The sequence below is a fragment of the Streptomyces sp. NBC_00670 genome (genome assembly GCF_036226765.1).
In the GTDB taxonomy this organism is placed as follows: Bacteria; Actinomycetota; Actinomycetes; order Streptomycetales; family Streptomycetaceae; genus Streptomyces.
In genome coordinates this window covers 2,866,445-2,892,987 of the sequence record NZ_CP109017.1, presented here as the reverse complement: position 1 = coordinate 2,892,987, position 26,543 = coordinate 2,866,445, and the positions used below count along the sequence as shown (strand labels likewise).

Here is a 26,543-nt window from a genome sequence, read left to right as displayed (position 1 = left end):
CTCTCGGGAGGGCGCCCCTCCGCGTTTGTCGGGGGTCCTTGGGGATCTTCGGTGGGATATCTACTCTTTCTGGCTGAAAGGGGTATTGGTATCTCCCTTCGTTCTTCCCTGGAGGTTTCGGGCCGTGACTGTCAGCGTCTCCGAGGGGGAAGTCCGTGGTGCGGTGGCGGCGCGTCCGTCCTGGGGGGTGGGTGCGCTTCGGGTGGCGGTCGCGGTGGTCGTGCTGCTCATGGTGCTCGTAATTCTGCGGTTGCCGTGGATCGGGGATCTCGGGATGCATGCGGCGACCGTGGAGCGGTTGCGGCGCGATTTGGTGCATCCCGGTGATCCGCTCGTGCGGGCGGATGCGCCCAGTCCCTACTACTCGCCCTGGACCGTGCTGCTCGGGTGTCTCGCGCGGGTGTCCGGGTTGTCCGTGTGGAACGTGTTGCGGGTGGGGGCGGTGGGGGCGCTCTTCGTGTTGGTGTCCGGGGTGTGGCGGTGGGCGCGGGTGCTGGGTGGGGGGCCGCGGGCGTCGCGGGTGGTGGGGCCGTTGGCCGTGTTGTGCATGGTGTTGTTGTGGGGGGTGCGGGATTTCGCGTGGAGTGGGTTCGTGGGGTTGGACTCGCTTGCGTTGACGGTCGCTTATCCGAGCACGTTGGCGTTGGGGTTGTCGTTTCATCTGTGGGCTTGGGTGACGCAGGCGGTTCGGTTGCGGGCGGGGTGGGGGGCGTTTCTGGGGCTGGGGGTGTTGTGGGCGGCGATTCTGCTGGTGCACCAGTTCACGGGGGTGGTGGCTTCGTTGGGGGTGGCGGGGGTTGTTGTCGCGGGGTTTTTCGCCCCCGCCGCCCCTACCCTCCCCGTCCTTTCAAGGGGCTCCGCCCCTTGGACCCCGGAGGGGCGCCTTCGGGGGAGGGGGGAGGGGTTCGTGGGCGGGTGCGAGTGGGATGTGGCTGGTCGCGCAGTTCCCCGCGCCCCTATCGGGGCGCGGTTGGTCGCGCTCGCGCGGCGGAGCCGCAGGTTGGCACAGTCCCGCGCCCCTTTCGGGGCGCGGTTGCTCGGGGGAGTCGTGTTGGGGGGCGTGTTGTTGTGGGCGTGGCCCTATTACGACTTCTTCTCCCTGTTGCGTGCGGGGGGTGGGCTGGAGGCTGTGCATCGGCCGCTGTACGACAACTTGTCGGCGCGGTACGGGCTTGTGCTGGTCGGTGTGGTGGCGCTGGGCGTGCGCGCCTGGCGGGTGCGGGTGGACGCGTTGGTCGTGTTCTTCGTTCTCGGCGTCGTCGTGTTCGCCCTTGGCGGGGTGAGCGGGCATTGGTCCTGGGGGCGGGTGTTGCCCGCGGTGCTGATTCCGGCGCAGCTTGCCGTCGCCCTGGAGGCGTGTGCGGCGTGGGACGTGTTGCAGGGATGGTGGCGGGCGGGGCTCGCCGTGGTGGTGGGGGCCGCGCTCGCCGTCGGGGCATGGGCGCAGGTGGGGGTCGTGGGGTACGCCGTGCCGCGCCGGGTGCTGCCGGAGGTGGTCGCCGAGCGGAGCGCGCCGGCGTGGCAGGGGTACGGGTGGATCACGCCCCGGGTGCGGTACGGGGACGTGGTGCTGGCGCGGAAGGGCCCGGCCCGGCGTATTCCGGCCTACGGGGCGTACACCGTCGCGCCGGGCTATCCGGACGTCTTCCTGGCGGACGAGGAGGAGCGGCTCGACGCGGTGCGCCGGTACTACGCGGCCGGCACCACCACCGCCGTACGGCGTGCGATCGTACGGCGGTACGGGGTGCGGTGGGTCGTGTGGGCGAAGGGTGACGGGGCCCCGCCGGACGGGTTGCGGCGGGTGGCCTCGGGGCCGGGCGGGGCGGAGCTGTACGAGGCCGTCAGTGTGCGGGCCGGCGCGGGAGCCGTGCCAGGAAGTCCGTGAGCGCCGTCGCGACGGCGGCCGGGGCCTCCAGGGGGAGCAGGTGCCCGGAGCCGGGGAGCGTGAGCAGGGTCGCGTGCGGGATGTGCGGCAGGAGGTGCTCGCGCAGTACCTCCGGCGGTTCTACGACGTCGTGTTCCGCCGCCAGTACGGTCACCGGGACCTCGATGTCGCGCACCTCGCGGGTGATGTCCTGCGCGATGCCGTGCAGCGGCCACTCCCGCCGGGCCGCCTCCCCGGCGGCGAGGCTGTCGCGTACGGCGGTGGCGCGCACGTCGGCCGGGAGTGGGGTGGCGGTCAGGACGTGGTCGAGGGCGTGTTCCACCGTCTCGGGCGAGTCGTACGCGTGGGCGAGGCCCTGCCGGTACTCCTCCGTCACCGCGGCGGGCGGCCGGGGCGGCGCGGGGGCGACGAGTACGAGGCCGGCCGGCCCGGTGGGCCGGCGGGCCGCGAGGAGCTGGCTCGCCTTGCCGCCCATCGAGTGGCCGACGAGCACGTAGGGCCCCGGCACGCACGCCTCGACCACGCGGGCCAGGTCGTCCGCGAGCTGTTCGAGACCGTACGGTCCCGGCAGCGCGCGGGAGGTGCCCCAGCCGCGCTGGTCGAAGCGGACGGTCGCCTGGCCTGGCGGGAGCCGGTGGAGGACACCGGTCCAGGTGTCGGCGGAGCCGCCCCAGTAGTGGGCGAACACCAGCGCGGGGCCGGTGCCCGCGCCGACGCGTACGTCCAGGGTGCCGCCGGGGACGGGCACGGTTGTCGTCGTTTCGGGTGTGGGTGTGGGCGTGGGTGTAGGTGTGGGCTTGGGTGTGGGGGTTGTGGTTTCCGTCATTTTTCTGCCGCTTTCCTGGTCGTCGGGTACACGTCCGACCGTACGAGTGGCGTCGTACGCTCGGTGGGGGAAAGGGGCGCGGTGGTTGTGGAAAACGGACACGATGGGGTGCGGCAGCTTCGGTATCTGCCCGCGGTGGGGGCGCCGTACGGTGTGGAGGTGCTGGACTTCGCGGCGCTGCGGGCCATGGATTCGCAGCGCCGCCGGGCGCTTCCGCAGCGGCCCGACTTCCACGTCCTCGCCCTGGTCGGCTCGGGTGCGGGCGGCCACGAGGCGGACTTCCGCGGCTACCGGCTGCGGGAGGGCAGCGTCGTGTGGATCCGGCCGGGGATGGTGCACCGGTGGAGCGACGTCGACACGTGCGACGGTCCGCTGGTGCTGTTCCGGCCCGCCTTCCTGGCCGGCTTCACCGCCGCCGAGGCCGCCGTTCCGGCGGGCTGGGAGCTGGATCCGCCGCGCCTGGAGCTCGCCCTGCTCGCGGCCGGGCATTTGCGCCGGGAGCATGAGGCAGTGGTGACGGCGCCTGCACTGGCGTCCGAGGGGCTGTTGTCCCATCTGCTGGCGGCGCTGTTGCTGCGGGTGCTGCCGGCCGGGGGCGGCGTGGAGGGGGCGGTGCCGTCCGGTGGGCGGCACGCGGAGGTCTTCCGTGCGTACCGGGCCGCCGTCGAGGAGCACTTCGCCGAGTGGCACCAGGTGCGCGCCTATGCGCGTGCGCTGGGCTATGACGTGCGGACGTTGACGCGGGCGGTGCGGGCCGCGACCGGTACGGGTGCCAAGGCGTTTCTCGATCAGCGGGTGCTGTTGGAGGCGAAGCGGGTGCTTGCGCATACGGATGTGCCGGTGGGCGCTTGCGCGCGGCGGCTCGGGTTCCTGGATGTGGGGAACTTTGTCGCGTTCTTTCGGAGGCAGGTGGGAGTTCCTCCGGGGGAGTGGCGGGGCGCCCAGTAGCTCGGGGGGTTCTGGGGGTTCGGCGGGTGCGGGTGCATTGTGGCTGGTCGCGCAGTTCCCCGCGCCCCTGACGGAGCGCGGTTGCTCGCGTCCGCGCGGCGGAGCCGCAGATCAAGCACAGCCCCGCGCCCCTAAGGGCGCGCCCCCCTCACAACGCCCGCAGCGCCCCCGCCGTCGCCCTCGCCAGGCTTGCCAGATAGCCCTTCGGGAGCTTTGGTTCGCGGGCTACCACTGTGCGCCAGTACAGGGGGCCGGAGATGAGGTCGAGGGCCAGGCTCTCGTCGGCGGTGTCGCGGATCTCGCCGCGGGCCGTCGCCGCCGCGACGATGCCGCGGGTCACCGACTGCTGGCCCTCGCGCAGGGTCTTCTGCAGCGCCTCCGCGATCTCCGGGTTGCGGGCCGCCTCCGCCTGCAGGTCGGGCAGGATCTGACCGGCCACCGGGTGGCGCAGGGCGCGCGAGGTCACCTCGTACAGCAGCCGCAGATCGGTCTCCAGCGAGCCGGTGTCCGGGGCGGGCAGCCCCTGCACCGCCAGCGCCGAGACCAGGTCGAGCACGAGGTGCAGTTTGGAGCGCCAGCGCCGGTACACCGCGGTCTTGCCGACGCCCGCCCGCCGGGCGATGCCCTCGATCGACATGCGCGCGTAGCCGACGGCCGCCAGCTCCTCGAAGACGGCCGCGCGGATCGCCTCCGTGACCTCGGGCCGGAGCACGGCCGCCCCGGCCGGGGCCCGTCGCCGCCGGGTCCCGCCCTGGCGCTCCCTGTCCGCGTCGGCTCTGCTCGTCATGCGGCCCAAGCATAGGGCGAGCGTGACGACGAAACGGTTGCGTTGCGACGTGGGTTCGGCCTACGCTCGCGTTGCGACGATACGGTCCCGTCCCGACGTACCGACGGCCAGGCAAGTGGCCGGCGCACGCCGACGGGCCCGCCCTCCTCCGAAAGCAGCGGACGTGAGCCAGGTCCTGCAACCCCCGCCCCCGACGGCCGCCGACTCCCCGGCGCCGGCCGCCGCGCCCCCCGCCGAGACCCCCGCACAGCTCGCCGCCCGGTACGGGCTGTCGGTCAGCGGCGCCCGTCCCTCCCTGCCCGAGTACGGCCGTCAGCTCTGGGCCCGCCGGCACTTCATCCGTGCCTTCGCCACCGCCAAGCTGACCGCCCAGTACAGCCAGGCGAAGCTCGGCCAGCTCTGGCAGGTGGCCAACCCGCTGCTCAACGCCGCGGTCTACTTCCTGATCTTCGGCATCCTGCTCGGCACCAAGAGGGGTGTCCCGGACTACGTCCCGTTCCTGGTCACGGGCGTGTTCGTGTGGACGTTCACGCAGAGCTCGATCATGTCCGGCACCCGCGCGATCTCCGGCAACCTCGGTCTCGTCCGGGCGCTGCACTTCCCGCGTGCCGCGCTGCCCGTGTCGTTCGCGCTCCAGCAGCTCCAGCAGCTGCTGTTCTCGATGTGCGCGCTGGTGGTGATCCTGCTCGCGTTCGGCGTGCCGGTCAGCGCCTCCTGGCTGCTCGTGCTGCCCGCGCTCACGCTCCAGTTCTGCTTCAACGCCGGTGTGGCCATGGTGATGGCCCGCTGGGGCGCCAGGACCCCGGACATCGCGCAGCTCATGCCGTTCGTGCTGCGGACGTGGATGTACGTGTCCGGCGTGATGTGGAGCATCGACCACGTCATGCGCGACCGGGACCTGCCGCACGCCGTGCTGCTCGCCCTGCAGTGCAACCCGGCCGCCGTCTACATCGACCTCATGCGCTTCGCGCTCATCGACAGCTTCCACGCGAGCCAGCTCCCGCCGCACGTGTGGGCCGTCGCGACCGGCTGGGCGCTGCTCGCCGGCGTCGGCGGGTTCATCTACTTCTGGAAGGCCGAGGAGACGTACGGCCGTGGCTGACACCGATCTCAGGACGAGCGACCGCATGACGAGCGACCGCATGACGAGCGACCGGATGACGAGCGACCGCATGACGACCGACCTCAGGACCACCGGCCTGACGAAAGCCGCGCCCCCGGCTCCCGCCCCCACCGTCGTCTGTGACGCCGTCGACATCGTCTACCGCGTCAACGGCACCGGCGCCGGCCGGGGCGCCGCCACCGCCGCGCTCAACCGGATGCTGCGCCGCAAGCAGGCCGAGAAGGCGGCGGGCGTGCGCACGGTGCACGCCGTGCGGAACGTGTCCTTCACCGCCTACCGGGGCGAGGCCATCGGCCTGATCGGCACCAACGGCTCGGGCAAGTCCACGCTGCTCAAGGCAGTCGCCGGACTGCTCCCCGTGGAGAACGGCCGTATCTACACCGACGGCCAGCCCTCCCTCCTCGGCGTCAACGCGGCCCTGATGAAGGACCTCACCGGCGAGCGCAACGTCTACCTCGGCGGGCTCGCCATGGGCATGTCCCGCGAGCAGGTCAAGGAGCGCTACCAGGGGATCGTCGACTTCTCCGGCATCAACGAGAAGGGCGACTTCATCACGCTCCCCATGCGCACGTACTCCTCCGGCATGGCCGCCCGGCTGCGGTTCTCCATCGCCGCCGCCAAGGACCACGACGTCCTCCTCGTCGACGAGGCCCTGGCCACCGGCGACCGCTCCTTCCAGAAGCGCTCCGAGCAGCGCATCAGGGAGCTGCGCGCGCACGCCGGCACCGTCTTCCTGGTCAGCCACAGCAACAAGTCGATCCGCGACACCTGTGACCGCGTGCTGTGGCTGGAGCGCGGCGAACTGCGCATGGACGGGCCGACGGACGAGGTCCTGGCGGCGTACGAGGAGTTCACCGGCGGCCCCGACAAGGCACGGAAGGCGCCCCGGTAGGCAGACCCGGGGCCCCCGGTCGGCAACCCGCGCAAGCCCCCGCCAGGCAAACCCCGCGAGCCGCCCCGGCCCGCCCCCCCGCTTCCCTCCTGAGGCGCAACCGCACCCACCCCTTTTGCCCCTTTGGTGCAACGATGGCCTGGTGTCGTCCCCGTCGGCGTTCACCAGGGGCGCCGGGGCGCGGGGGAGCGAGGGAGGCCGTGTGCAACCAGGTCTGAGCGTCGTCGTGTACGGCCCCGACGTCCAGGGGCACCTCGCCGAGCTGCTCGACGCGCTCGCCGCCCAGCCGTTCACCGGCGGCGGAAGCACCCGGGACGGAAGCACCCAGGACGGAAGCACCGGGGTCACCGACGGCGCCGTCGAGATCGTCGTCGCCGCCGTCGGCGACCGCGCCCGGCGGGAGGCCGAGCGGGCGGCGCCGCGCGACGGCCGGGTGCGCGTGGTGCCGCTGCCCGGCGGCACGGACGACACCGCCGCCCGCGCGGCCGGCGCCGACCGCGCCACCGGGGCCTGGCTGCACTTCGTCCGCGCCAAGGACGGACTGCCCCCGGGCGCGCTGCGCACCCTCGCCGACCGCACCGCGGAACTCCCGCCCGACGTGCAGGTCCTCACCGTCGACCACATCCGCTCCACCTGGGACACCGTCGCCGCCCGCAGCGGCGACGGCTGGATCTTCGCCCGCACCGGCCGCCGCACCCCGGCCCTCGCCGACTTCCCCAACCTGCTCCGGCTCACCCCGCTGCTCGGCGCCCGCGTGGTCCGCGCGGAGTTCTGGCGGGCGCACGAGGCGCTGCCCGCCACCCGGGAGGCGGCGGGCGACGAGGCGTACCTCGCGTACAGCCTGCTGCTGCACGCCGACCGGATCGCCTGTCTGCACCAGCCCGTCTACGAGGACCGCGTGCTGCGCCCCGAGAGCCTGCCGCCGCCCACGCCCGAGGAGCGGTACGCGCTGATCGGGCGGTACGAGCGGCTGCAACGGCTGATGGCCGAGCGGGAGGTCCCCGGGCGGCCCCGCGCGGTGCTGTACGACGTGATGGTCCGCGACTTCCTGCGCACCTTCGCCCGCAGCGGCATGCCCGAGCCGGTGGCGCGCGAGTTCTTCGCGCGCGCCTCGCGCGCCGCCGTGCGCCTGCGCCCGGAGGGTTACCGCCGCCCCGGCGGCTTCGAGGGCATCCGCCGCTCCCTCCTGGAGGAGAACGCGTATGCGAAGTACCGCGCCCTCCAGGCCGCCAACCAGCGCCGCCGCACGGTCAGGAAGGCGGTCGTCGCGGGCCGCCGGCTGGCCGTCGCCCGGCTCGACGATCACCGCTACCGCAGGGCGCTGAGCGGGCCCGTCGATCCGGGCCTCGCGGTGTTCTCCGCGTACTGGGACCGCGGTGTCGCCTGCAACCCGGCCGCGATCGCCCGACGGCTCGCCGCGCTCGCCCCGGACATCCATCAGGTGTGGGTGGTCTCGCGCGAGCGCGCCGCCCTGCTGCCGCCCGGCACGGATCACGTGGTGCCCGGCACCCGCCGCTACTGGGACGTCATGGCCCGGGCGAAGTACCTGGTCAACAACGTCAACTTCCCCAACGCGGTGGTCAAGCGCCCGGACGCGGTCCACCTCCAGACCCACCACGGCACCCCGCTGAAGCGGATGGGCCTGGACCAGCTCGACTTCCCCGCCGCCGCCAAGGGGCTCGACTTCGAGGCGCTGCTGGCCCGCGTCGACAAGTGGGACTACAGCGTCTCCGCCAACAGCCACTCCACCCGCATGTGGGAGCGCGCCTACCCCTCCCGCTGGACCCCGCTCGACCACGGCTATCCGCGCAACGACGTCTACTACCGCGCCACCGCCGCCGACATCCGCGCCGTCCGCGACCGGCTCGGCATCCCGCCCGGCCGCCGCGCGATCCTCTACGCCCCCACCCACCGCGACTACGAGGCCGGCTGGACCCCCCGCCTCGACCTGGCCGCCCTCGCCGACCGGCTCGGCGGGGACACCGTGCTCCTCGTGCGCGGCCACTACTTCTACGGCAACGCCGCCTCCCCGCTCGCCGGGCTGCGCCGTACCGGCCGGGTGATCGACGTCTCCTCGTACGACCCGGTGGAGGAGCTGGCGCTGGCCGCGGACGCGCTGGTCACGGACTACTCGTCGATCATGTTCGACTACGCCAACCTCAACCGGCCCATCGTCATCCACGCCGACGACTGGGAGACCTACGCCTCCACCCGCGGCGTCTACTTCGACCTGATGGCCGAGGCCCCCGGCCCCGTCGCACGGAGCCAGGAGGAGCTGACGGAGATCCTCGCCACCGACGCCTGGCGCGACGACGGCGCCCGCAAGGCGCTCGCCGCCTTCCGCCACCGGTTCTGCGAGTACGACGACGGACAGGCCGCCGAGCGCGTGGTGCGCCGGGTCTTCCTGGGCGCCGCCGAGGACACGCTGCCGCCGGTCGTCCCCGTCGAGACACGCATCCCCGCCCCCACCCCCGAGGAGGCGACCGCCCTGTGACCGCCCCGGACGCCGTACCCCTGACCGTGCCCGAGATCACCAGCCCGGACGTCACGATCACCGTGATCGTCTACAACGACGCCGCACGGCTGCCGCGCGCGGTCGCCTCCGCGCTGCGCCAGACCCACGCCAACATCGAGGTGATCATCAGCGACGACCACTCCACCGACGACACCCCCGCCGTCGCCCGCGCGCTGGCCGCCCAGGACCCCCGGGTGCTGCATCTGCGGCTGCCGGAGAACAGCGGCGGGTGCAGCGCCCCGCGCAACCGCGCCCTTGAGGTGGCCCGCGCCCCCTATCTGATGTTCCTCGACAGCGACGACGAACTCCCCGACGACGCGGTCGAGCTGCTGCTCGCCGCGCACCGGGAGCGCGAGGTCGACTTCGTGATGGGCGCGGTGGAGCGGGTCCGCGTGGACACCGGACGCCGCTCGCGCTGGATGGCGCACCTCGTCGCCGAGCGCCGCACGGTCGACGGCATCGAGGCCGAACCCGGACTGCTGTTCGAGCACCTGTCGACGAGCAAGATGTACGCCCGCTCCTTCCTCGACCGCCACCGGCTGCGCTTCCCCGAGGGCATCCACTACGAGGACCAGCTCTTCTCCGCACAGGCGTACTGCCTGGCCAAGTCGTTCACCGTGCTCCCCGAGCCGGTCTACCGCTGGTACATCGCCCCGTACGCCGGCGCCGACGCCGCCTCCATCTCCAACCAGCGGCACAAGCTGACCAACGTGCGCGACCGGGTGCACGTCCAGCGGCTGATCGACGCGTTCCTCGCGGAGAGCGGGCACGAGTCGCTGCGCGAGGACAAGGACTACAAGTTCCTCAAGCACGACTTCCGCATGTACGCGGGCGACCTGCCCTACCGGGACGAGGAGTGGCTGCGCGCCTTCGCCGCCGAGGTCACGCCGTACCTGGACACGCTCGCGCCGGGCGCGTTCGCCCGGCTGCCGCGCCCGGAACGCGTGGTGCTCCAACTCGTCCGCGACGGGCGGTACGCCGAGGCACGGTGGGCGGCGCGCGGCCTCGGCCACGCGGTGGCCCCCCGGGAGACGACCGAGGACGGCACCGGGCGCTACTGGGGCGCCGTCCCCCCGGCCTCGGACCAGGGCCGCCGCGAACTGGACGTCACCGATCTGGAGCTGGACTCCCGGCCCTTCCCCGGCGCCCTGTTCCGCCACGAGATCCGCTCGGTCACTCCCGGCCCCGGACTCACCCTGGACCTGGCGGTGCGGACCTACGACCCCGGGCTGCGGCTGCCGGTGGGGCCGCAGCGGGCGAGCGTGGTCGTGTCGCCCGGGCGGCGCCGGCTGACCACCGCGTTCCGGCTGGATCCGGTGCGCCCGGGGGTGTTCGAGGGGCGGGTCCGCCTGGACCTGGCGGCGGCGCGGCTGCCGCCGCAGGGCTTTGGCGGGATCCGCCATCCGCTGCTGCGCCTGCACCACCAGGACCTGACGAACACGGGGGTGCTGCTGGCCCCGCTGTCCTTCCCGGTGCTGCGGGCGGCGGTGCACGGCACCGTCGTCCCGCACGAACTGACGGTCGAACCGGAGGGCAGGGGCGCGGGCCGGCTGCAACTGCGCTGGACCCCGGTGGGCCCGGCCGCCCGGCTGCTCCTCCCGCTGGCCCGCCGGCTGTCCTCGCCGAGGATCCGCCGGGCCACCCGGCTGCTGCGCAGCGCCCTGCGCTGACCCCTAGGCCGCCGCTCCCGCCCGCCGGGGGAGCAGCCGGGACAGGCGCCTGCGCAGCACCGCCGTCGCGCCCCGCAGGCCGGGGGCCACGCGCAGGGCCAGGGAGCCGGAGTGGGTGGCGTAGGGGTGGACGAGCAGGAGGCCGTGCCGGGAGCTCGCGAGTGCCGTACGGGTCAGCAGGCCGGGCCCGGCGCTCGCGTGGGCGGTGGTGTCGCGGACCGAGCCGTCGGCGAAGCGCAGCCGCAGCCGCAGGTCCCAGACGGCCGGGCCGGCCATGGCAAGGGCGCCCGGGTCCAGCGGCAGTTCGGCGGTCCAGGTGTCGAACTCCGGGTCGGGCGGCAGCAGCGCGGCCGTGCCGAGGTGGACCGTCCTGCCGTCCTCGCGGTGGACGAACACGGCCTCCACCTCGCGCGGACCGGCCTCCTCGACCCTGCCGTACAGCTCGTGCAGGCCCAGCCGCAGCCGGGTGCCGCGCGTCCGGGGGCGCAGCTCGGCGTCGACGGCGAGCGGGAGCAGCCGCAGCGGGCGGGTCAGGACGTGGTCCAGCGGCACCTGGGGAAGGTCCGCCGACCAGACGGGCGCTCCGCCCGCCGACCGCGCGTACGGCGGCCGGAGCCGCGAGGGGCGGGCGGCCAGCTCACGCAGCCGGGGCAGGTCCCGGGGCGCCTCGGAGGCCAGCACCACGCGGGCGATCACCCGCCCCGGCGCGGGCGCCCGCGCGAAGTCCGCCTCGTCGTACGCCGCCAGATGCGCCCGCGTGAGCGCCCACCACGCGCGCTGGTACTCCGCGTCGCGCAACCCCAGCTCGCGCGCGTACATCCGCACCTCGTGCTCCAGGAACTTGGCGCGCGCCTCCCGCGCGAGCCGTTTCTCCCCGGCGCCCAGCAGGATGTCGTACGCCTGCCGGGCGGCCTCCGTGCGCGCCCGCCAGTTGTCGATCCCGGCCCGGTCCAGCGAGATGGACAGCCGGCCGGCGGTGCGCCGCACGTGCCAGACGTAGACCCGGTCGGGGATCAGCGCGAGGCGCGGTCCGGCCGCCAGCACGCGGGCGGTGAAGACGAAGTCCTCGTAGGGGAAGCGGCCCTCGGGGAAGCGGATCGCGTGCGCGCGCAGGAAGTCGGTGCGGTACAGCTTGTTGACGCACAGGGTGTCGTGCACCAGCCGGCGGCGCCCGGCGGGCCGTTCGACCAGCGCCGGGCGCGCGTACAGTTCCGGCTGCCAGGGGCTCTCGCGCCCCGACGGCAGCTCGCGGCGCACGCACAGCCCCGCGGCGACCTCGGCGCCGTGGCGCCCGGCGGCGCCGAGCAGCGCGTCCACCGCGCCGGGCGGCAGGACGTCGTCGCTGTCCAGGAACATCAGGTACGGGGCCGTCGCGGCGTCGATGCCGTCGTTGCGCGGGGTGCCGCAGCCGCCGCTGTTGACCGTGCGGCGCACCACCCGCAGCCGCGGTCGTCCGGCGGCGAGCGCGTCCAGCAACTCCGCACTGCCGTCCGTCGAGCAGTCGTCGACGGCGATCACCTCGCGCACGGCGGGACCCTGCGCCAGCGCGGACCGTACGGCGGTGGTGACGTGGGCGGCGTCGTCGTAGCCGATGACCACGACGGTCACGGCACCGGCGGTGCCGCCTCGCGCGGGGGGTGTGCCCAGGGGGTCCACGGTGTGCTCCCGGTCAGGAGACGCTCAGGCTGTCGTCCGGGAGCCGCGCCGGGTCGGGCCGGGCGTCGCGGGGCGGGACGACGGACTCGGGGCGGTGCGCCGTGGCCCGCCACAGCCGTACGAACGACCACACGGCCGCACCGGCCAGCAGCCCGTTGCGCGCCAGCATCAGCAGGCACCCCGTCCAGCTGGAGGTCATGACCTCGCCGTACAGCGCCGGGTACACCACCGTGCTCGTCGCCGTCGCCGCCAGGATCAGCCAGGCCACCGGGCGCTGGGTGGTGTGCCGGGAGGTGAGGCAGACGGCGGCCAGGCCCACCAGCCACACCATGTACTGCGGGCTGATCACCCGGCTGGTCACGGTGAACAGCAGCACCGCCGCGAGCGCCGCGTCGCACGGCGTCGCCGTCGTCCAGTGCCGGGCCCGCAGCCGCCACAGCAGCAGCAGACCGAAGGCGACGGCGGTGAGCGCGAGCGACACCGTGGCGACCTCGCGCACGTAGGGGCCCACGAACTCCCGCGCCCCGAACTGGTACCGGGTGCGCCCCGGCCAGCCGGCGCGGCGGGCGAAGCCGAGGACCGTACCGCCGAGCGACTCGATCTGCACGCCCCGCCCGCCCTGCTGGCGCAGGAAGTCGAACGGGGTACGGAACAGCGTGACCAGCAGCGCGAGCAGCGCGCCCCCGGCGAGGGCCGCCGAGACCCAGGCCCGCCGGGAGTCGCGGCCGCGAGGGGTGCCGATCAGCACCAGCGCGGGCCAGACCTTCACCAGGGCGCCGAGCCCCGCCAGCGCGCCGGAGACGCGCGGGGAGCGGGTCAGCGCCAGCAGGGAGAGCACGGCGAACGCGGTGACCTGCACGTCGTAGCGGGCCAGCGGCAGATGCAGCAGCAGCGGTAGCCCGCCGATCCACAGCGCGGCCCCGCGCAGGCTGCGGCCGGTGCGCAGTCCCGTGCGGGTCAGGGAGAGCAGCACCGCCAGGTCCGTGAGGAGGGTGAGCGCGACGAAGCCCTGGAAGTACGTCAGGCCCGGCAGCAGCGCGGGCGACAGCAGGACGAGACCGGCGCCCGGCGGGTACTGCCACATGGGGTCGCCGACCGGGAAGGCGCCGTGCACGAGGACGCCGTACCAGTGCAAGTACAGGTGGTGCACCTCGCGCGAGACGCCGCCCAGGCCGAGCAGCCGGGTGTCGTCGTGCACGAGCAGCCACAGCATCAGGGCGCGGGTGGTCAGCCAGGCGGCGGCGAGGCCGAGCAGCGGGCGCGGGCGGCGGCGGGCGGCGGCGGTGATCGAGGTGCTCATCAAGCTCGGATCGTAGGCCGGGTATACGCCTCGTGCCGGGTGATACGCCGTCAAACGGGTGCAGAAGGATGTGATGAGTACAAGTTCGGGCGATACGCTCACCCGGCTGCGTCAGTCGTCAGTCGTCAGTCGTCAGTCGTCAGTCGTCAGTCCTGCGCGGCCGTGAGCTCTCCGCTCAGCGCCTCGGGGTCGGCCACCGCCGCGTCCAGGGCCGCCGTGAGGACGTCCAGGCGCTCCTGGAGGTCCCGGATCTCGTCCGCGCCGAAGCCGGTCGCGGCGCTGATCCGGCGCGGCACCTCCAGTGCCCGCACGCGCATCGCCGTGCCCTCCTCGGTGAGGCGCACCTGGACCGAGCGCTCGTCGAGGGTGCTGCGCTCCCGGCGGACGAGACCCGCCGCCTCCAGCCGCTTGAGCAGCGGCGACAGCGTGCCGGAGTCGAGGCGCAGATGCTCGCCGAGCCGCTTCACGGGCAGCTCGCCGTGCTCCCACAGCACCAGCATCGCCAGGTACTGGGGGTAGGTCAGGCCGAGGTCCTTCAGGACGAGCCGGTAGACGCCGTTGAACGCGCGCGTGGCCGCGTGCAGGGAGAAGCAGATCTGGCGGTCGAGGCGGAGGAGTTCCGCCTCCCGCGTCGTGGAGTGCTGCGTCCGGGTCATGGCACCAGGGTAGCGCCGGACGTCATTCAGTTGCGCGCAATTCAATTGGGTGCTTCACTTATGGCTGTACGGAAGCCCCGAACACCAGAGAGGGATGGTTTCCCATGGACGCGCTCTACACCGCCGTCGCCACCGCCACCCACGGCCGCGACGGACGCACCGTCACCTCCGACGGCAAGCTCGACCTCGACCTGTCCGTCCCGGTGGAGATGGGCGGCGACGGCAAGGGCACCAACCCCGAGCAGCTGTTCGCCGCCGGGTACGCCGCGTGCTTCGCCGGCGCGCTCGGGGTGGTCGGCCGGCAGGCCAAGGTCGACGTCAGCGACGCGGCGGTGACCGGCGAGGTCTCCATCGGCAAGCAGGGCGAGGGCTTCGCCCTGGCGGTCACCCTGCGCGTCGAACTCCCCGACGCCCTCGACAAGGAGACCGGCCGCAAGCTCGTCGAACAGGCCCACCAGGTCTGCCCGTACTCCAACGCGACGCGGGGGAACGTGCCGGTGGAGCTGGTGGTCGAGTAGCGAGGCGTTCGGGGCCCTGCCCGCTACGACGGGGCCCCCGTGACCGGCCCCGCCGCGAGCCCCCGCTCGCCGAACACCACATGCCGGACGACCCGTTCCGCCGCCCGTCCGTCGTCGTACGGGCAGAACCGCTCGCGGAACGCGGCCCGCAGCAGGGACGCGTGCCGTCCGCCCCAGTGTCCGGAGAGGAACACGTCGACGACCTCGTCCTCACCGCGCACCACCGGGCCCGGCGGAAACGTCCGCAGGTCGAAGTACGTGCCGCGCGCCGCCTCGTACGCCTCGCGGTCCTCCGCGTGGATCACGACGGGGCGGTCGAGGCCGGCGTAGTCGAACATCAGCGACGAGTAGTCGGTGAGGAGCACGTCCGAGGCGAGGCAGAGCGACTCCACGCTCGGGTGGTCGCTGACGTCGATCAGCCCGGGCACGTCCCGGACGCGCACGAGCGGTTCGCCGTACGCCGGGTGCGCGCGGGCCAGCAGGACGAAGCGCGGGCCGAGCCGGCGCAGCAGCCGCTCCAGGTCGAGCGGTCGGTACGGGGTGCGCCGGTAGTCGCGGTACGTCGGCGCGTAGAGCACCGCCACCGTGTGCTCGGGGATGCCCAGCGAGGCGCGGAGACGGGCCACGTCGGCGGTGCTCGCCCGGTGGAGCCGGTCGGTGCGGGGCAGCCCGTACTCCAGGATGGTGAACGCGGCGGGGAAGGCACGCTCCCAGACGAGGGTGGAGTGACGGTTGCCGGAGAGGACGTAGTCCCACCGGTCGGCGTCGTGCAGAAGCCGCTCCAGCTCGCCGTCCCGGAGGACGGCGGGGCGGTCCCGTACGTCCAGGCCCATGCGCTTGAGCGGGGTGCCGGCCTGGGTCTGCACCACGACCTGGCCGGGCCGCTTGCGCAGCCGCGCGTCGAAGGGCGCGTTGCCGACGAGGTAGCGCGAGCGTGCGAGCGCCGTCCAGTACGCCAACGAGCCGGGGCGCACGCCCCGCGTGCCCGGTGGGACGGTGTGCCGGTGCTCGGGGTGCGCGATCCATGTCGTACGGATGCGGGGTGCGAGCTCGCGGAACGCGGCCTCGAGCGCGGCCGGGTTGCAGCCGTAGGCGTGCCCGCCGTGGCTGGCGAACACGGCACGGTCGGCCCGCACGGGCAGCAGCCGCTGGGTCCGGTAGTGCAGCCGCCCCAGCACCCCGCCCAGCCCCCGGCCGACCCGGCCGGCCGCGTACCGCCCCCGGCACCCCTGCCGGGAGGCGAACGACAGCAACCGGTACGCCCGGTGCCACCCGAGCCGCACGAGCAGCCGCCGCAACCGGACACCGGGCAACGGCCGGACGCCGGACGGCGCCCCGGCGTCCGGCACCTGTCCGCCGCCGGACAGCGGCCGGTCGCCCGCCCGGGCCCCGGCGTCGCGGTGCGCACCGCCGCCCGGGAGCGAGCCGTTCGTCGTCCTCCGCGGCCCGCGGCGGGGCAGCCGGTGCCGTCGGCAGTGGGCGCGTGCCCGGCGCAGGAACTCCGCGCGCGCCCCGCGCGGGAGGTGGCGCCCGCCCCCGTCGAACAGTGCCGTGAGATGGTCCACCATGCGGCGGAACACCACCGGCCGCCAGCGCGCCAGATCGGGACGGTCCGCGAGCCGCGCGAAGACCCGGTCGTACTGCGCGAACACGTCGAACGGCCGCGCGCCCCCCGTACCGGGGAAGCCGACGCGGGGGTCCGGCACCCCGGCGACGCCGAAGGCGCCCGCGCCGGGCCGGTCGGCCCCGGCCGCCCCCGCCCCGACGGCCCCCGCCCCGACGGCCCCCGCCCCGACGGCCCCCGCCCCGGCGGCCCCCGAGCCGCCCGCGCGGGGCCGGCCCCCGCCGGGCCAGTCCCCGCCCGCCCAGTCCCCGTCGGGCCGGGGCGCCTCGGCCCGGGTCGCGCGGAACCGGGCGCCGGGTCGGTCCGGTGCCGTCGGTTCGGGGCGGGACCCGGCGGTGAGGGCCGCGTCGCCCCGGTCCAGCCGGCGGCGGACGCACACCCGGTCCAGCGTGGTGATCGTCTTCGCCGTCAGCAGGACCGGGTACGTCCAGGCCGGGTCGCCGTGTCCGCCCGGGGGGAAGAGGAGGATCTCGCGTTCCAGGAAGTCGCGCCGGTATGCCTTGTTCCAGGCCAGGGGCGGGAGTTCGAGCAGGTCGGGGCGGTCGTCCAGGGTGAAGGTGGGGGTCGGGCCGCGGCCCGTGGCGAGCCGGGCGGCGAACGGGTCGGGCGCCTCCTCGCCCGTCCACAGCGCGTACGTGTGGCCGTAGAGCAGCAGGTCCGGCTCCTCCGTCTCCTTCAGCCGGACCGCGATCGCCTCCAGCGCCCCCGGCGTCAGGCTGTCGTCGCCGTCCAGCAGGACGACGTAGTCCCCGTCCGCCCGGGCCAGCCCGGCGTTGCGGGCGGGCCCTGAACCGGCGTTGCGCGGCAGATGCACCGGCACCACCCGCGCGTCGCGGGCCGCGAACTCCTCGATGATCGCCCCGCACGAGTCCGGCGAGCAGTCGTCGACCGCGAGCAGTTCGAGATCCGGACACGACTGCTCCAGCACGGACCGCAGGCAGGCGTGCAGCTGGGCCTGCACCTTGTACGCGGGGACGATGACACTGAACCTGGGCACGGAGACATCCATATGGTCGGCACGGGCATATGCCCGGGAACGGCCGAAGGAGTGATCGGGTTACGCCGTTTGTGGCATTTGGGGGACACTCCGGCGTGTCGGCACACGGAAGGGGCGGACCCGTGCTCGGGTCCGCCCCCCGGAAGACGGCCGGCGCTACTTCACCGCCCCCGCCATCACCCCCGACACGAACTGCCGCTGGAAGGCGAAGAACACGACCAGCGGGATCACCATCGAGATGAACGCGCCCGGCGCCAGCACGTCGATGTTGCTGCCGAACTGCCGCACCTGCGTCTGCAGGGCGACCGTGATCGGCTGCGTGCCCGCCTTGGTGAACACCAGCGCGACCAGCATGTCGTTCCACACCCACAGGAACTGGAAGATGCCCAGGCTCGCGATGGCCGGCCCACCCAACGGCATCACCACCCGCAGGAACAGCCGCAGTTCGCCCGCGCCGTCCAGCCGTGCCGCCTCCAGCAGTTCGCGCGGGATCTCCGCGAAGAAATTCCGCAGCAGGAACACCGCGAACGGCAGCCCGAACCCGACGTGGAACAGCACCACGCCGAAGATCGTGCCGAACAACCCGATGTTGCCGAACAGTTCGGCGATCGGGATGAGCGCCACCTGCACCGGCACCACAAGGAGCCCGACCACGCCCAGGAACCACCAGTCGCGCCCCGGGAACTCCATCCACGCGAAGGCGTACCCGGCGAGCGAACCGATCAGCACGACCAGGACCGTGGCCGGCACCGTGATCAGCACCGTGTTCCACAGGGAGTCGGTGATGTCGCCGTTCTCCAGGAGCTTCTGGTAGCTGTCGAACGTGAGCTGGGAGGGCCGGCTGAACACCTTCCACCACCCGGAGGCGCTCATGTCCTCCGGTGTGCGCAGCGAGGCGAGCAGCAGACCGATCGTCGGCACCAGCCAGAACAGGCCGACGAGGAGGAGGAAGACCCGCAGCAGACCGCCGCTGACCCCCTCGGTGATCCGCGTCGCCCAGGACCGCCGGGCCTTGACGGCCGTCCCGGCCGGCGGCGCGGGCGCCGGTGCCGCCGTACTGATTCCTCCGGCCTCGGCAGTCATCGCCGCACCTCCCGCCGCAACCGACGCACGTTGCTGTGTCTTCCCGGGGGCCAACCCCCGGACCCCCGGCCGGAAAGCGGTCGTGCCCTCATCGCCGCACCTCCCGCCGTAGTCGCCGCACGTTGAACAGCATCACCGGGATCACCAAGAGCAGCAGGAACACCGCGATCGCGCTCGCGACGCCCGGCTGGTCCTCGGCGAAGCCCTTCCGGTACAGCTCCAGGGCGAGCACGTCGGCGTCGTCCTGCGAGGAGCCCGGCGGGATGATGAACACCAGGTCGAAGACCTTGAGCACGTTGATCATCAGTGTGACCACGACGACCCCGAGCACCGGCGCGAGCAGCGGCACCGTGACCCGGCGGAACACCTGCCACTCGTTCGCCCCGTCCACCCGCGCCGCCTCCAGGAGTTCGCGCGGCACACCGGCCAGCCCCGCCGCGATCAGCACCATCGCGAACCCGGCCCACATCCACACGTACGCCCCGATCACCGCCGGGGTGACGAGCGACGGGCCGAGCCAGTCGACGCCGTTGTACGGCTCCTTGAAGTTGCTCGCGGGCAACCGCAATTGAGCCCCGTCCGCCTTCGCCGACAGTGTGAACGTGCCGTCGTCGGCGGCCTTCGTGGAGTCGACGACCTCGCCGTCCTTCACCGCCTCGATCCGCATCCCGGCGTACCCCTGCTCCGAGGCGTCGACCCCGCCGAGCGTGCCGACGCCCTTGCCGCGCGTGAAGTCCTGCCAGGTCGTCCCGGTGATCCTCCCCGGGTCGGCCTTCGGCGCGGCCGCCTTCTTCGCGCTGTCCGGCATCTGGTCGGGCGCGACGCCGACGAGCGGCAGCGTGACCGTGTCGCCCGTGTGCACCGTCGCCCTCGTCAGGAACCCGCCGTCCCGCGCGACCAGCGGCGACTCACGCCCCGGGTGCGCCTTCGGGAACGCGGACGACTGCGCGAACGTGTCGTGCACGCCCACCCAGACCGCGTTCGCCACGCCCTTGTCCGGGTCCTGGTCGTACACCAGCCGGAAGATGATCCCCGCCGCGAGCATCGAGATCGCCATCGGCATGAAGACGACCAGCTTGAACGCCGTGCCCCAGCGCACCCGTTCGGTCAGCACCGCGAACACGAGTCCGAGGGCGGTCGCGACCGTCGGCGCGAACACCACCCACAGGATGTTGTTCTTCAGCGCCGTACGGATGCCGTCGTCGGTGAACAGGTCCTTGTAGTTGTCGATGCCCGCGAAGGAGTCACCGGAGGAGTCGTAGAAACTGCGGACGACGGAGTACCCGATCGGGTAGACCACGAGCGCACCGAGCAGCACCAGCGCGGGCAGCAGGAAGAGCGCTGCCACCGTGCGCCGGGTGCCGGTCACGCTTCTGCGCTTCGACGGGACGGGGGGCGTCGCCGGGGACTCGGCGACCCCCTCCGCGGTGGCCGACGTCATCGCCGGTCACCCGCCCCTCGTGCCCGGCGCGGGCTCAACTCCCGCTCCCGTACGCCTTGGCCGCGGCGGCCTCCAGCTTCGCCTGCGCACCGGCCACGTCCTTGGGGTTGGTCAGGAAGTCCTGCAACTCCTTCCACTCGCCCTTGCCGGGCGTGCCGCCGAACGCCTGCGGGGCCTGGTCGGACATGTCGAACCGGAAGTCGTCACCGGCCGCGACCAGCGACTTGGCGATCTTCCGCTGCACCGCGTTCGGGTACGCCGAGTCCGGCACGTTCTTGTTGGGGGAGAGGTAACCGCCCAGCTTGGCCTGGATGGTCGCGGCGTCCGGCGAGGCCAGGAACGTCACCAGGGCCTGCGCGGCCTTGGAGTCGTCCAGGATGACGGCCGCGTCGCCGCCGCTGACCACGGGCGCGGTGTCGCCCACGGCCGGGAACGGGAAGACCTTGGCGTCCGTGCCGATCCTCGCCTTGGTCTCACCGATGTTGACCTGCGCGAAGTCGCCCTCGTAGACCATGCCGGCCTTCGGCTGGTCGCCGCCGGTGAAGGTCTGGGTGACCGACTCCGGGAACGCCGTCCCCAGTGCGCCCTTCGCGCCGCCCGCGACGTAGTCCTTCTTGCCCCAGATCTGCGCGAGGGTGGTGAGCGCCTGCTTGACCGAGGGGTCGGTCCACTTGATCTTGTGTTGGGCGAGCTGGTCGTACTTCTCCGGGCCGGCCTGGGAGAGGTAGACGTTCTCGAACCAGTCGGTGAGCGTCCAGCCGTCCGCGCCGCCCACCGAGAAGGGGGTGACACCGGAGTCGTAGACCGTCTGCGCGGTGCTCAGCAGGTCCTGCCACGTCTTCGGCTCGCTCGCCCCCGCGTTCTCGAAGACCTTGGCGTTGTACCAGATCAGCGACTTGTTGGCGGCCTTGTAGTAGGCGCCGTACTGCTTGCCGTCGACCTTGCCGATGTCCTGCCAGCCCTGCGAGTAGTTCTTCGCGAGTTCCTTCGTCGCCTCCGCGCCCAGCGGCTTGGCCCAGCCCTTGTCCACGGCCTGCTTGATCGCGCCGGGCTGCGGCAGCAGCGCGACGTCCGGCGGCTGGCCGCCGGCCACCTTCGAGCCGAGGAAGTTGATGATCGGGTCCTGGGCGGGCACGAAGGTGACCTTGGCGCCGGTGCGCTTCTCGAACTCGGCGAGGACCTTCTTGAAGTTCTTCTGCTCACCACCGGTCCACACGGCGGCGACCTCCAGGCTCTCGCCGTTCAGCTTGGGCAGCTGAACGGTGGAGCCGCCGCCGTCGCTCGCGCGGCTGGGCTTGGTGTCGCCACTGGAGGTGTCGTCGTCCCCGCCACAGCCGGAGACGGCCAGCGCGAGGGCGGTGGCGAGGAGGACGGCGGCGGCTCTGGGGGTCCGCCGCCGGGTGGTCGTGGGGGAGGCCCGGAAGGTTTCCCTGGTACGGCGATTCTTCTCGGTACGGAAGGTGCTGTAGCTACTGGCGGTGCTGTCGTTATGGACGGTGCCGAAGTTGCTGCTCCTGGTGCTGCGCATCACTGCCCCGTTCTTCGTTCCTCGTCGAACGTCGTTCCGGCGCTGTTCCGTGCGCTCTGGTGTACGCCGGGCCAGGCGGGTCGGCAAGAGCGCCTACGGTGTCAAGCGGACCATCGTGACCGCGTCGTTGTGTGTGGGGGAGTGGAGGTGGGGGCGGAGCCCTCCGCGCCGGCCGGAGCGGAGCCCCCTCACAGCAGTGAGGGGACTGCCGTCGCCGAGACCGACCGGGCCGCCCGCTCCAACGCACTGGCGAGCAGCGCCAGATCCGTCGGCCCGTTGCCCAATTCCCGTACCGTGCGGCGGGCCGGCGGGTCGCCCATGCGCTCCCACTCCACGGGAGCCACCGTGGGCCGCACGGTCGCCGTCCGCGGGATGCGCCCCGTGACGCGGCCGCCCTGGAACTCCGTCGCCCGGAGGTCCCGGTCCTCCGCATCAGGCGCGTACGTCAACCGCCCCCGTCCCGGGGCGGGTTCGTCCGCGCCCGGCGCGGGCGTGCGCAGCCGCACCCGCAGCCCGGCGGCCCAGCCCGGCTCGGACCGCGGCGTACGGCCGCCCTCGACGCCCGTCGCCGCCACCAGGTGCACCCCGAGCCGGGCCCCGTCCCGCCCGACCGCCTCCAGCGCCCGTACGACCGAACCGGCCGACGGCCGGCCGGGCGAGCCGAGGGCGGGCGAGAGCAGCGCGTCCAGGTCGTCCACGACGACCACCAGCCGGGCCAGCGGCGGCCCCGGCTCCGGTGCCCGGCGTGCCGCGGGCGGCCGCAGCCGCAGCGTCGCGCTCGGCGGCGACTCCAGGTCGGCGGCGCCGGCACCGGAGCCCGCGGCCGTGGCGGACGTTCCGTCCGCCGCCCCCGGGCGCCGTGCCGCCGTCCCGCTCGCCGTGGTCCGCTGCGGCACCAACCGCTCCGACACCGCCCGCCGCGTGTGCCACTCGGCGAAGTCCAGCCGGCCCAGCAGCTCGGCGCGCCGCTTCAGCTCCGCGCTCAGCGCCTGCGCGAACTCCCGCATGCGGACGGGGTCGTTGGCGACGAGGTGGGTGGTGACGTGGGGCAGGTCCGTGCACAGCCGCAGACCGTCGTCGGCGCCGGAGGCGCGCGGCCCGCAGTCGCGGCCCTCTATCAGCACCATGCCGAGCCGGTCCGGGCGCTCGGCCGCCGCGAGGGACGCGGCGACGGCCCGCAGCAGCTCCGTACGGCCGCTGCCCGACGGCCCCTCCACCAGCAGGTGCGGACCGTCGGCGGCGAGGTCCACGACGACCGGACCGCGCGGCCCGGCCCCGAGCACCGCCCAGGCGCGGCCGCCCAGCGACTCGGTGTCGTCGGCCGCGGCCGCCCAACGGGCCATCAGCGAGGCGGGGGTGGCGCGGGCCAGCCCCAACTCGTCCAGCAGACGGGCCGTCCGGGGCAGCGGCGCGGAGACCCGCGGGTGCGGGAGCGACCCGCCGGCGGGACCGTCCGTACGCAGCGGGGCGAGCGCGCGGGCGAACCGCTCGGCCCACGCGAGGGACACCGCGTCGACGGCGGCGACGGTGCCCTCGCTCACCGGCCCGCGGCGTATCCGCCCACCGTCGCCGGCCTCACCGGGACCACGCCCGGCGACGACCGCCGCGTCCCGCAACGCCCGCCCGGTGCGGTCGTGATGCGTGGCCTGGGGGTCGTAATGGGTGGCTTGGGGGTCGTGGGGCGTGGTGCGGGGGTCGTGGTGGGTGGTCCGGGAGTCGTAATGCGTGGCTTTGGGGTCGTACGGGGCGCCGGGAGCGCCGTACTCGCCGCGGGGCTGCGGGATGCCGGTCGCGCGCCCCTCACCGGTGCGCCCGGCACGGGCGGTCGTCCCGCCGCGCACCGCGTCCCGCCCGTCGGCGGGGACCCCAGCACCGTACGCATCCGCGCCCCCGGCGAACCCGTGCCGCCCGGACACACCCCGGCCGTCGCCACCGGGGGCGGCCAGACCACCGGCGCCCGGCGCGCCCGGCCCACTGGCGCCCTGCTCGCCCGGCGCGGCCGGGCCGTCGGCGCCGTACGGTCCGGGTGCGGATCGGCCGCTCGCGTCCTGCGTGCCTGACACGCCCCGGTCGCCCGCGCCCCGGGCGTCCGGTGCGACCTGGCCGCGCGTGTCCTGCGCGCCCGGTGCCGTCCGGCCGTCGGCGAAGCCGTGCCGCCCCGACACGGCTCGGCCGCTCGCGCCCTGCGCGTCCCGTGCGCCCTGGCCGGCGCCGTACGAGGCCGGTGCGCCCTGGCCGTCGGCGCCGTACGAGCCCGGTGCGGTTCGATCGGGCGCGGAACCGGAACCGGGGCTGCGGTCGGGCCCGACGGCGGGGGAGCCGTTCGGCTCCGGTCGGGGTGCGACTCGCAGGACGTGCACCGCCGTGGCCACATCCCCGCTGAGCAGGGCCACCGCCCCGCACTCCCGGAACGTCGGCGAACCGGCGCACGCCGCCTCGTACGTCTCCGCGACCGGCGAGGCGGGGGAGGCCGCCGCCGTCTCGGCCAGGCAGATCACATGGATGCCGGCCCGCGGCCCCTCCCGTACCAGCCGCACCACCGCCTCGCGCACATCCGCGCCGCCGGGGTCGCCGTCCACCACCAGCACGGTGCGGGGACCGGCGTACGGCTCGGCCGGCGCGCCGTCCCCGTCCCGCGCCCAGGAGGGGCGCCGTACGGTGTCGTCCTCGTCCCTGGGGCCGCCCTGCTGGGGCACCCGGGGCGCGGCGTCGGGCGCCGGGTCGCCGAGCCGGTCGTCCAGGCGGCGCAGCAGCTCCGCCGTACGGGCCGTCGCCTGCTCACGGTCGTAGGCGAGCAGCAGCCGGCAGTCCTGGCCGTGCGCCGGTACGAGGTGCGGCAGCCAGCCGAGCCACGACCACTCCGCCGTGCGCTCCTCGACGGGGCGCGCGCGGTCCGCGCTGATCAGGACGAGTTCGAGCGTGTCGGGGGAGTGCAGCGCGGCCAGCTGCGCCAGTACGGCACGGGCGAGCCCGTCGAGGCGGGCCCGGGGTCCGGCCAGGCCGAGCGAGCCGACCTCGCGCAACCCCGTGGTCACCGGTACGGCGAGCAGCGGACCGGAGCCGTCGGGCGCGGCGGGCACGTCGGCGGTGCCGAGCCGCACGGTGAACGCCTCCGGGTGCAGCGGCCCGCGCTCCCAGAGCCGGGGCCCCGGCCGGAGCGCCGTCAGCAGCAGCGCGGCGGGATCCGGCCATTTCTCGGGTCCCTGCGGACGGTACGGCAGGGTCGGGGCCACACCCTCGGCATGCGCGGTCGCCGCACCACCGGCCGCGGTGTCCTCCCGTCCCCCGGCCAGCCGCCGGGCCCACGCGGCGAGCCCCCCGCGCCGCCGGCCCCCGGCCGCCGGCGCGCCACCCCACTCCTCCGGCACGTCGGTCCCCCGCACCGGCGTCCCCTTCCGGGACCGGCCGGTACCCCGCTCCCCGGCACGACCGCCGGAATCGCCGACCGCCGAGCCGCCGCCGTGCCGGTCGTCGCCGCGACCGCCGGGGTGGCCGGTTCCGCTGTCGCCCTGTGCGTAGCGGTCGTCCCGGCCCCTGTCGGCCTCACGGCTGTGCCCGCCGGCCCCGCTCCCCGCGTCGGCGCGGTCACCGGGGCCGGGGATGTCGGCCCCGACACCGCCGGGCCGCTCGCCGCCCCGGCCGGTACGGCCGTCGACGCCATGGCCGTACGGCTCGGCACGGTCACCGGAGCCGCTGGAGCCACCGGAGCCGCCGTGGCCGTCGGCGCCGGCACCGCTGTGCGCACCGCCCCCGCCGTGACCGGCCTCGCCACCACGGCCGGAACCGCCCGTGCCGTAGCCATGGCCGTGGCCGTCGGACCGGTCCGCGCCGGTGCTGTCGCCCGCCGTCGCCCGCGCCGGCCTGCGGGGCTCGCCCCGCCCCCCGGCGTCGCCCCCACCCTGCCCGTACGGCGCACCTGCGTGCGAGCCCGGCCGTCCCGCTCCGTACGCCCCCGGCGTCGCCTGTCCGTCGGCCGCCGGGCCGTGCTCCGGGCGGCCGACGGCCGTACCGGCCGCGGCGCCCGCCTGCGCACCCGGCACCGACGACGCACCCGGTACCGACGGCGCCCCCGCGCCCCGTACGCGCGCGTGTCCCTCGCCGTCCGGTGTCGTCGGGACCGGACGCACTCCGCCCGGCGGGGTCAGCCGCAGCGTCGACTCGCCGAGGCGCAGGAGCGCGCCCGGGGCCAGCCGGACCGGGCGGTCGGTGACGCGGACGCCGTCCAGCGTCGTGCCGTTGGTGGAGCCCAGGTCGGCGACCGTGACCCGGCCGTCGGGCGCGACCGTGACCGCGCAGTGCAGACGGGAGACGTCCGGATCGTCGAGCGGGACGTCGGCGTCGGCCGAGCGGCCCACCCGGATCTGGCCGCCGTGCAGCAGATGCACCCCGCCCGCGTCCGGCCCCGCCACCACGTGCAGCTCCGCCGAGACGTCGTCGTCCGAGGCCTCCGGGCCCGGCTCCGCCGGGGCGCCCAGCGTCAGCACGGCGCCGTCCGTCAGCGGCGGCTCGCCCAGCGTGCGGCGCTGCGGGTCGAGCCGCTCCGCGCCCGCGTACAGCACCGCCGGGCCCTCGCCGCCGCCCACCGCCGAGACGAGGCCCGCGACCACCGCCGCCAGCGCCGTCCCGGCAGGGGCGGTGACCAGGACGTCGCGGCTCGCGGCACGCGCTCCCGGCTCCGCGGGCGGGCCCAGCGGGTCAACGACGGTCAGCCGGATCTGCATCGCCGTCAGCGGTCCCTTCTGCGCAAGCACCCGCGGGCGGGGACGAAGGCGCCGCCCGCGGTCCCCCGACCGCGGACCTTCCCCCGGGACTCCCCCCACCGCTCACGAGCACATCGGCCAGTAACTGGAGGCATCCTCGCACCTGCCACTGACAACGCGCCCGCCCCCCGAGGGCAAGTGATCTTGATTGGTCGGCTCTGCCCGCAAAAGTGCCCGCCCGATGACCTGCCCCGATCCACGAATGACCACTCGGAGCCCGCTTGCGATCGACTGCGGACCGCTCACGCCAGGGCCGGGCAACCAACCGTCGCGAACCGAGCGTCTTCCCGTCGAACGCGCACGGCGGCAGGCCCGTACCCCTGCGCGAGGGCGC

17 protein-coding genes are annotated in these 26,543 nt (G+C 74.5%); 7 read left to right on the top strand and 10 right to left on the bottom strand.

What is annotated here, in order from left to right:
- The first annotated feature begins 124 nt into the window (after positions 1-124).
- Complete coding sequence (locus OIE12_RS12820; protein ID WP_443053812.1) at positions 125-1,885, top strand: hypothetical protein; 1,761 nt, start codon at positions 125-127, stop codon at positions 1,883-1,885.
- Here OIE12_RS12820 and OIE12_RS12815 read toward each other — a convergent pair.
- Positions 1,842-2,633 carry an alpha/beta fold hydrolase gene (locus tag OIE12_RS12815; RefSeq protein ID WP_329134835.1) on the bottom strand — a complete coding sequence of 264 codons (792 nt, stop codon included), beginning with the start codon at positions 2,631-2,633 and terminating at the stop codon, positions 1,842-1,844. The genes OIE12_RS12820 and OIE12_RS12815 overlap by 44 nt on opposite strands.
- 165 nt (positions 2,634-2,798) lie before the next feature.
- On the opposite strand from OIE12_RS12815, the gene OIE12_RS12810 reads away from it, so the two are divergent.
- Complete coding sequence (locus OIE12_RS12810; RefSeq protein WP_443053811.1) at positions 2,799-3,659, top strand: AraC family transcriptional regulator; 861 nt, start codon at positions 2,799-2,801, stop codon at positions 3,657-3,659.
- 148 nt (positions 3,660-3,807) lie between these two features.
- Here OIE12_RS12810 and OIE12_RS12805 read toward each other — a convergent pair whose 3' ends face one another.
- Positions 3,808-4,446, bottom strand: coding sequence for a TetR/AcrR family transcriptional regulator (locus tag OIE12_RS12805; RefSeq protein ID WP_329134830.1), 639 nt, complete (start codon positions 4,444-4,446; stop codon positions 3,808-3,810).
- A 163-nt stretch (positions 4,447-4,609) separates the two neighbouring features.
- Between OIE12_RS12805 and OIE12_RS12800 the strand changes: the two genes are divergently transcribed.
- The 4 genes from OIE12_RS12800 to OIE12_RS12785 all read left to right on the top strand — a co-directional run bounded on the left by OIE12_RS12800 (position 4,610) and on the right by OIE12_RS12785 (position 10,646).
- A complete protein-coding gene (locus OIE12_RS12800; protein ID WP_329134828.1) occupies positions 4,610-5,548 on the top strand; it encodes an ABC transporter permease in 939 nt (312 codons plus the stop codon).
- Between the two features lie 70 nt (positions 5,549-5,618).
- The gene (locus OIE12_RS12795) at positions 5,619-6,461 is read left to right on the top strand and encodes an ABC transporter ATP-binding protein (protein ID WP_329141909.1); all 843 of its coding nucleotides are present in this window, start codon (positions 5,619-5,621) and stop codon (positions 6,459-6,461) included.
- Between the two features lie 202 nt (positions 6,462-6,663).
- Positions 6,664-8,955, top strand: a complete 2,292-nt coding sequence (locus tag OIE12_RS12790) for a CDP-glycerol glycerophosphotransferase family protein (protein ID WP_329134827.1) — start codon at positions 6,664-6,666, stop codon at positions 8,953-8,955.
- On the top strand, positions 8,952-10,646 hold the full coding sequence (locus tag OIE12_RS12785; protein WP_329134825.1) for a glycosyltransferase family 2 protein: 1,695 nt from the start codon (positions 8,952-8,954) through the stop codon (positions 10,644-10,646). The genes OIE12_RS12790 and OIE12_RS12785 overlap by 4 nt, the downstream gene beginning before the upstream one ends.
- Before the next feature lie 3 nt (positions 10,647-10,649).
- Here the strand turns inward: OIE12_RS12785 and OIE12_RS12780 are convergent, their stop codons facing one another.
- From OIE12_RS12780 to OIE12_RS12770, 3 genes are all read right to left on the bottom strand, one after another.
- Positions 10,650-12,302 carry a glycosyltransferase family 2 protein gene (locus tag OIE12_RS12780; RefSeq protein WP_329134823.1) on the bottom strand — a complete coding sequence of 551 codons (1,653 nt, stop codon included), beginning with the start codon at positions 12,300-12,302 and terminating at the stop codon, positions 10,650-10,652.
- Positions 12,303-12,315: 13 nt separating this feature from the next.
- On the bottom strand, positions 12,316-13,602 hold the full coding sequence (locus OIE12_RS12775; protein ID WP_329134821.1) for a glycosyltransferase family 87 protein: 1,287 nt from the start codon (positions 13,600-13,602) through the stop codon (positions 12,316-12,318).
- A gap of 146 nt (positions 13,603-13,748) precedes the next feature.
- Positions 13,749-14,258, bottom strand: a complete 510-nt coding sequence (locus OIE12_RS12770) for a MarR family winged helix-turn-helix transcriptional regulator (RefSeq protein WP_329134819.1) — start codon at positions 14,256-14,258, stop codon at positions 13,749-13,751.
- 104 nt (positions 14,259-14,362) lie between these two features.
- On the opposite strand from OIE12_RS12770, the gene OIE12_RS12765 reads away from it, so the two are divergent.
- A complete protein-coding gene (locus tag OIE12_RS12765) occupies positions 14,363-14,776 on the top strand; it encodes an organic hydroperoxide resistance protein (RefSeq protein ID WP_329134817.1) in 414 nt (137 codons plus the stop codon).
- Between the two features lie 23 nt (positions 14,777-14,799).
- Here OIE12_RS12765 and OIE12_RS12760 read toward each other — a convergent pair whose 3' ends face one another.
- The 5 genes from OIE12_RS12760 to OIE12_RS12740 form a co-directional block, all read right to left on the bottom strand.
- A complete protein-coding gene (locus tag OIE12_RS12760) occupies positions 14,800-17,397 on the bottom strand; it encodes a bifunctional glycosyltransferase family 2 protein/CDP-glycerol:glycerophosphate glycerophosphotransferase (protein WP_329134815.1) in 2,598 nt (865 codons plus the stop codon).
- Positions 17,398-17,553: 156 nt separating this feature from the next.
- Positions 17,554-18,480 (bottom strand): carbohydrate ABC transporter permease, encoded by a 927-nt coding sequence (locus OIE12_RS12755; protein WP_329134813.1) that lies wholly within the window; start codon positions 18,478-18,480, stop codon positions 17,554-17,556.
- Positions 18,481-18,568: 88 nt separating this feature from the next.
- Positions 18,569-19,921, bottom strand: a complete 1,353-nt coding sequence (locus tag OIE12_RS12750; protein WP_443053810.1) for a carbohydrate ABC transporter permease — start codon at positions 19,919-19,921, stop codon at positions 18,569-18,571.
- A gap of 34 nt (positions 19,922-19,955) precedes the next feature.
- On the bottom strand, positions 19,956-21,449 hold the full coding sequence (locus tag OIE12_RS12745; protein WP_443053809.1) for an ABC transporter substrate-binding protein: 1,494 nt from the start codon (positions 21,447-21,449) through the stop codon (positions 19,956-19,958).
- A 188-nt stretch (positions 21,450-21,637) separates the two neighbouring features.
- Positions 21,638-26,170, bottom strand: a complete 4,533-nt coding sequence (locus OIE12_RS12740) for an FHA domain-containing protein (protein ID WP_329141905.1) — start codon at positions 26,168-26,170, stop codon at positions 21,638-21,640.
- Positions 26,171-26,543 lie beyond the last annotated feature (373 nt).

Excerpts from the sequence above, each read along its gene's own strand:
- OIE12_RS12755 (WP_329134813.1), bottom strand. The coding sequence starts at position 18,480 with ATGACTGCCGAGGCCGGAGGAATCAGTACGGCGGCACCGGCGCCCGCG.
- OIE12_RS12805 (WP_329134830.1), bottom strand. The coding sequence starts at position 4,446 with ATGACGAGCAGAGCCGACGCGGACAGGGAGCGCCAGGGCGGGACCCGG.
- OIE12_RS12795 (WP_329141909.1), top strand. The coding sequence starts at position 5,619 with ATGACGACCGACCTCAGGACCACCGGCCTGACGAAAGCCGCGCCCCCG.
- OIE12_RS12750 (WP_443053810.1), bottom strand. The coding sequence starts at position 19,921 with ATGACGTCGGCCACCGCGGAGGGGGTCGCCGAGTCCCCGGCGACGCCC.
- OIE12_RS12770 (WP_329134819.1), bottom strand. The coding sequence starts at position 14,258 with ATGACCCGGACGCAGCACTCCACGACGCGGGAGGCGGAACTCCTCCGC.
- OIE12_RS12745 (WP_443053809.1), bottom strand. The coding sequence starts at position 21,449 with ATGCGCAGCACCAGGAGCAGCAACTTCGGCACCGTCCATAACGACAGC.
- OIE12_RS12740 (WP_329141905.1), bottom strand. The coding sequence starts at position 26,170 with ATGCAGATCCGGCTGACCGTCGTTGACCCGCTGGGCCCGCCCGCGGAG.
- OIE12_RS12775 (WP_329134821.1), bottom strand. The coding sequence starts at position 13,602 with ATGAGCACCTCGATCACCGCCGCCGCCCGCCGCCGCCCGCGCCCGCTG.
- OIE12_RS12765 (WP_329134817.1), top strand. The coding sequence starts at position 14,363 with ATGGACGCGCTCTACACCGCCGTCGCCACCGCCACCCACGGCCGCGAC.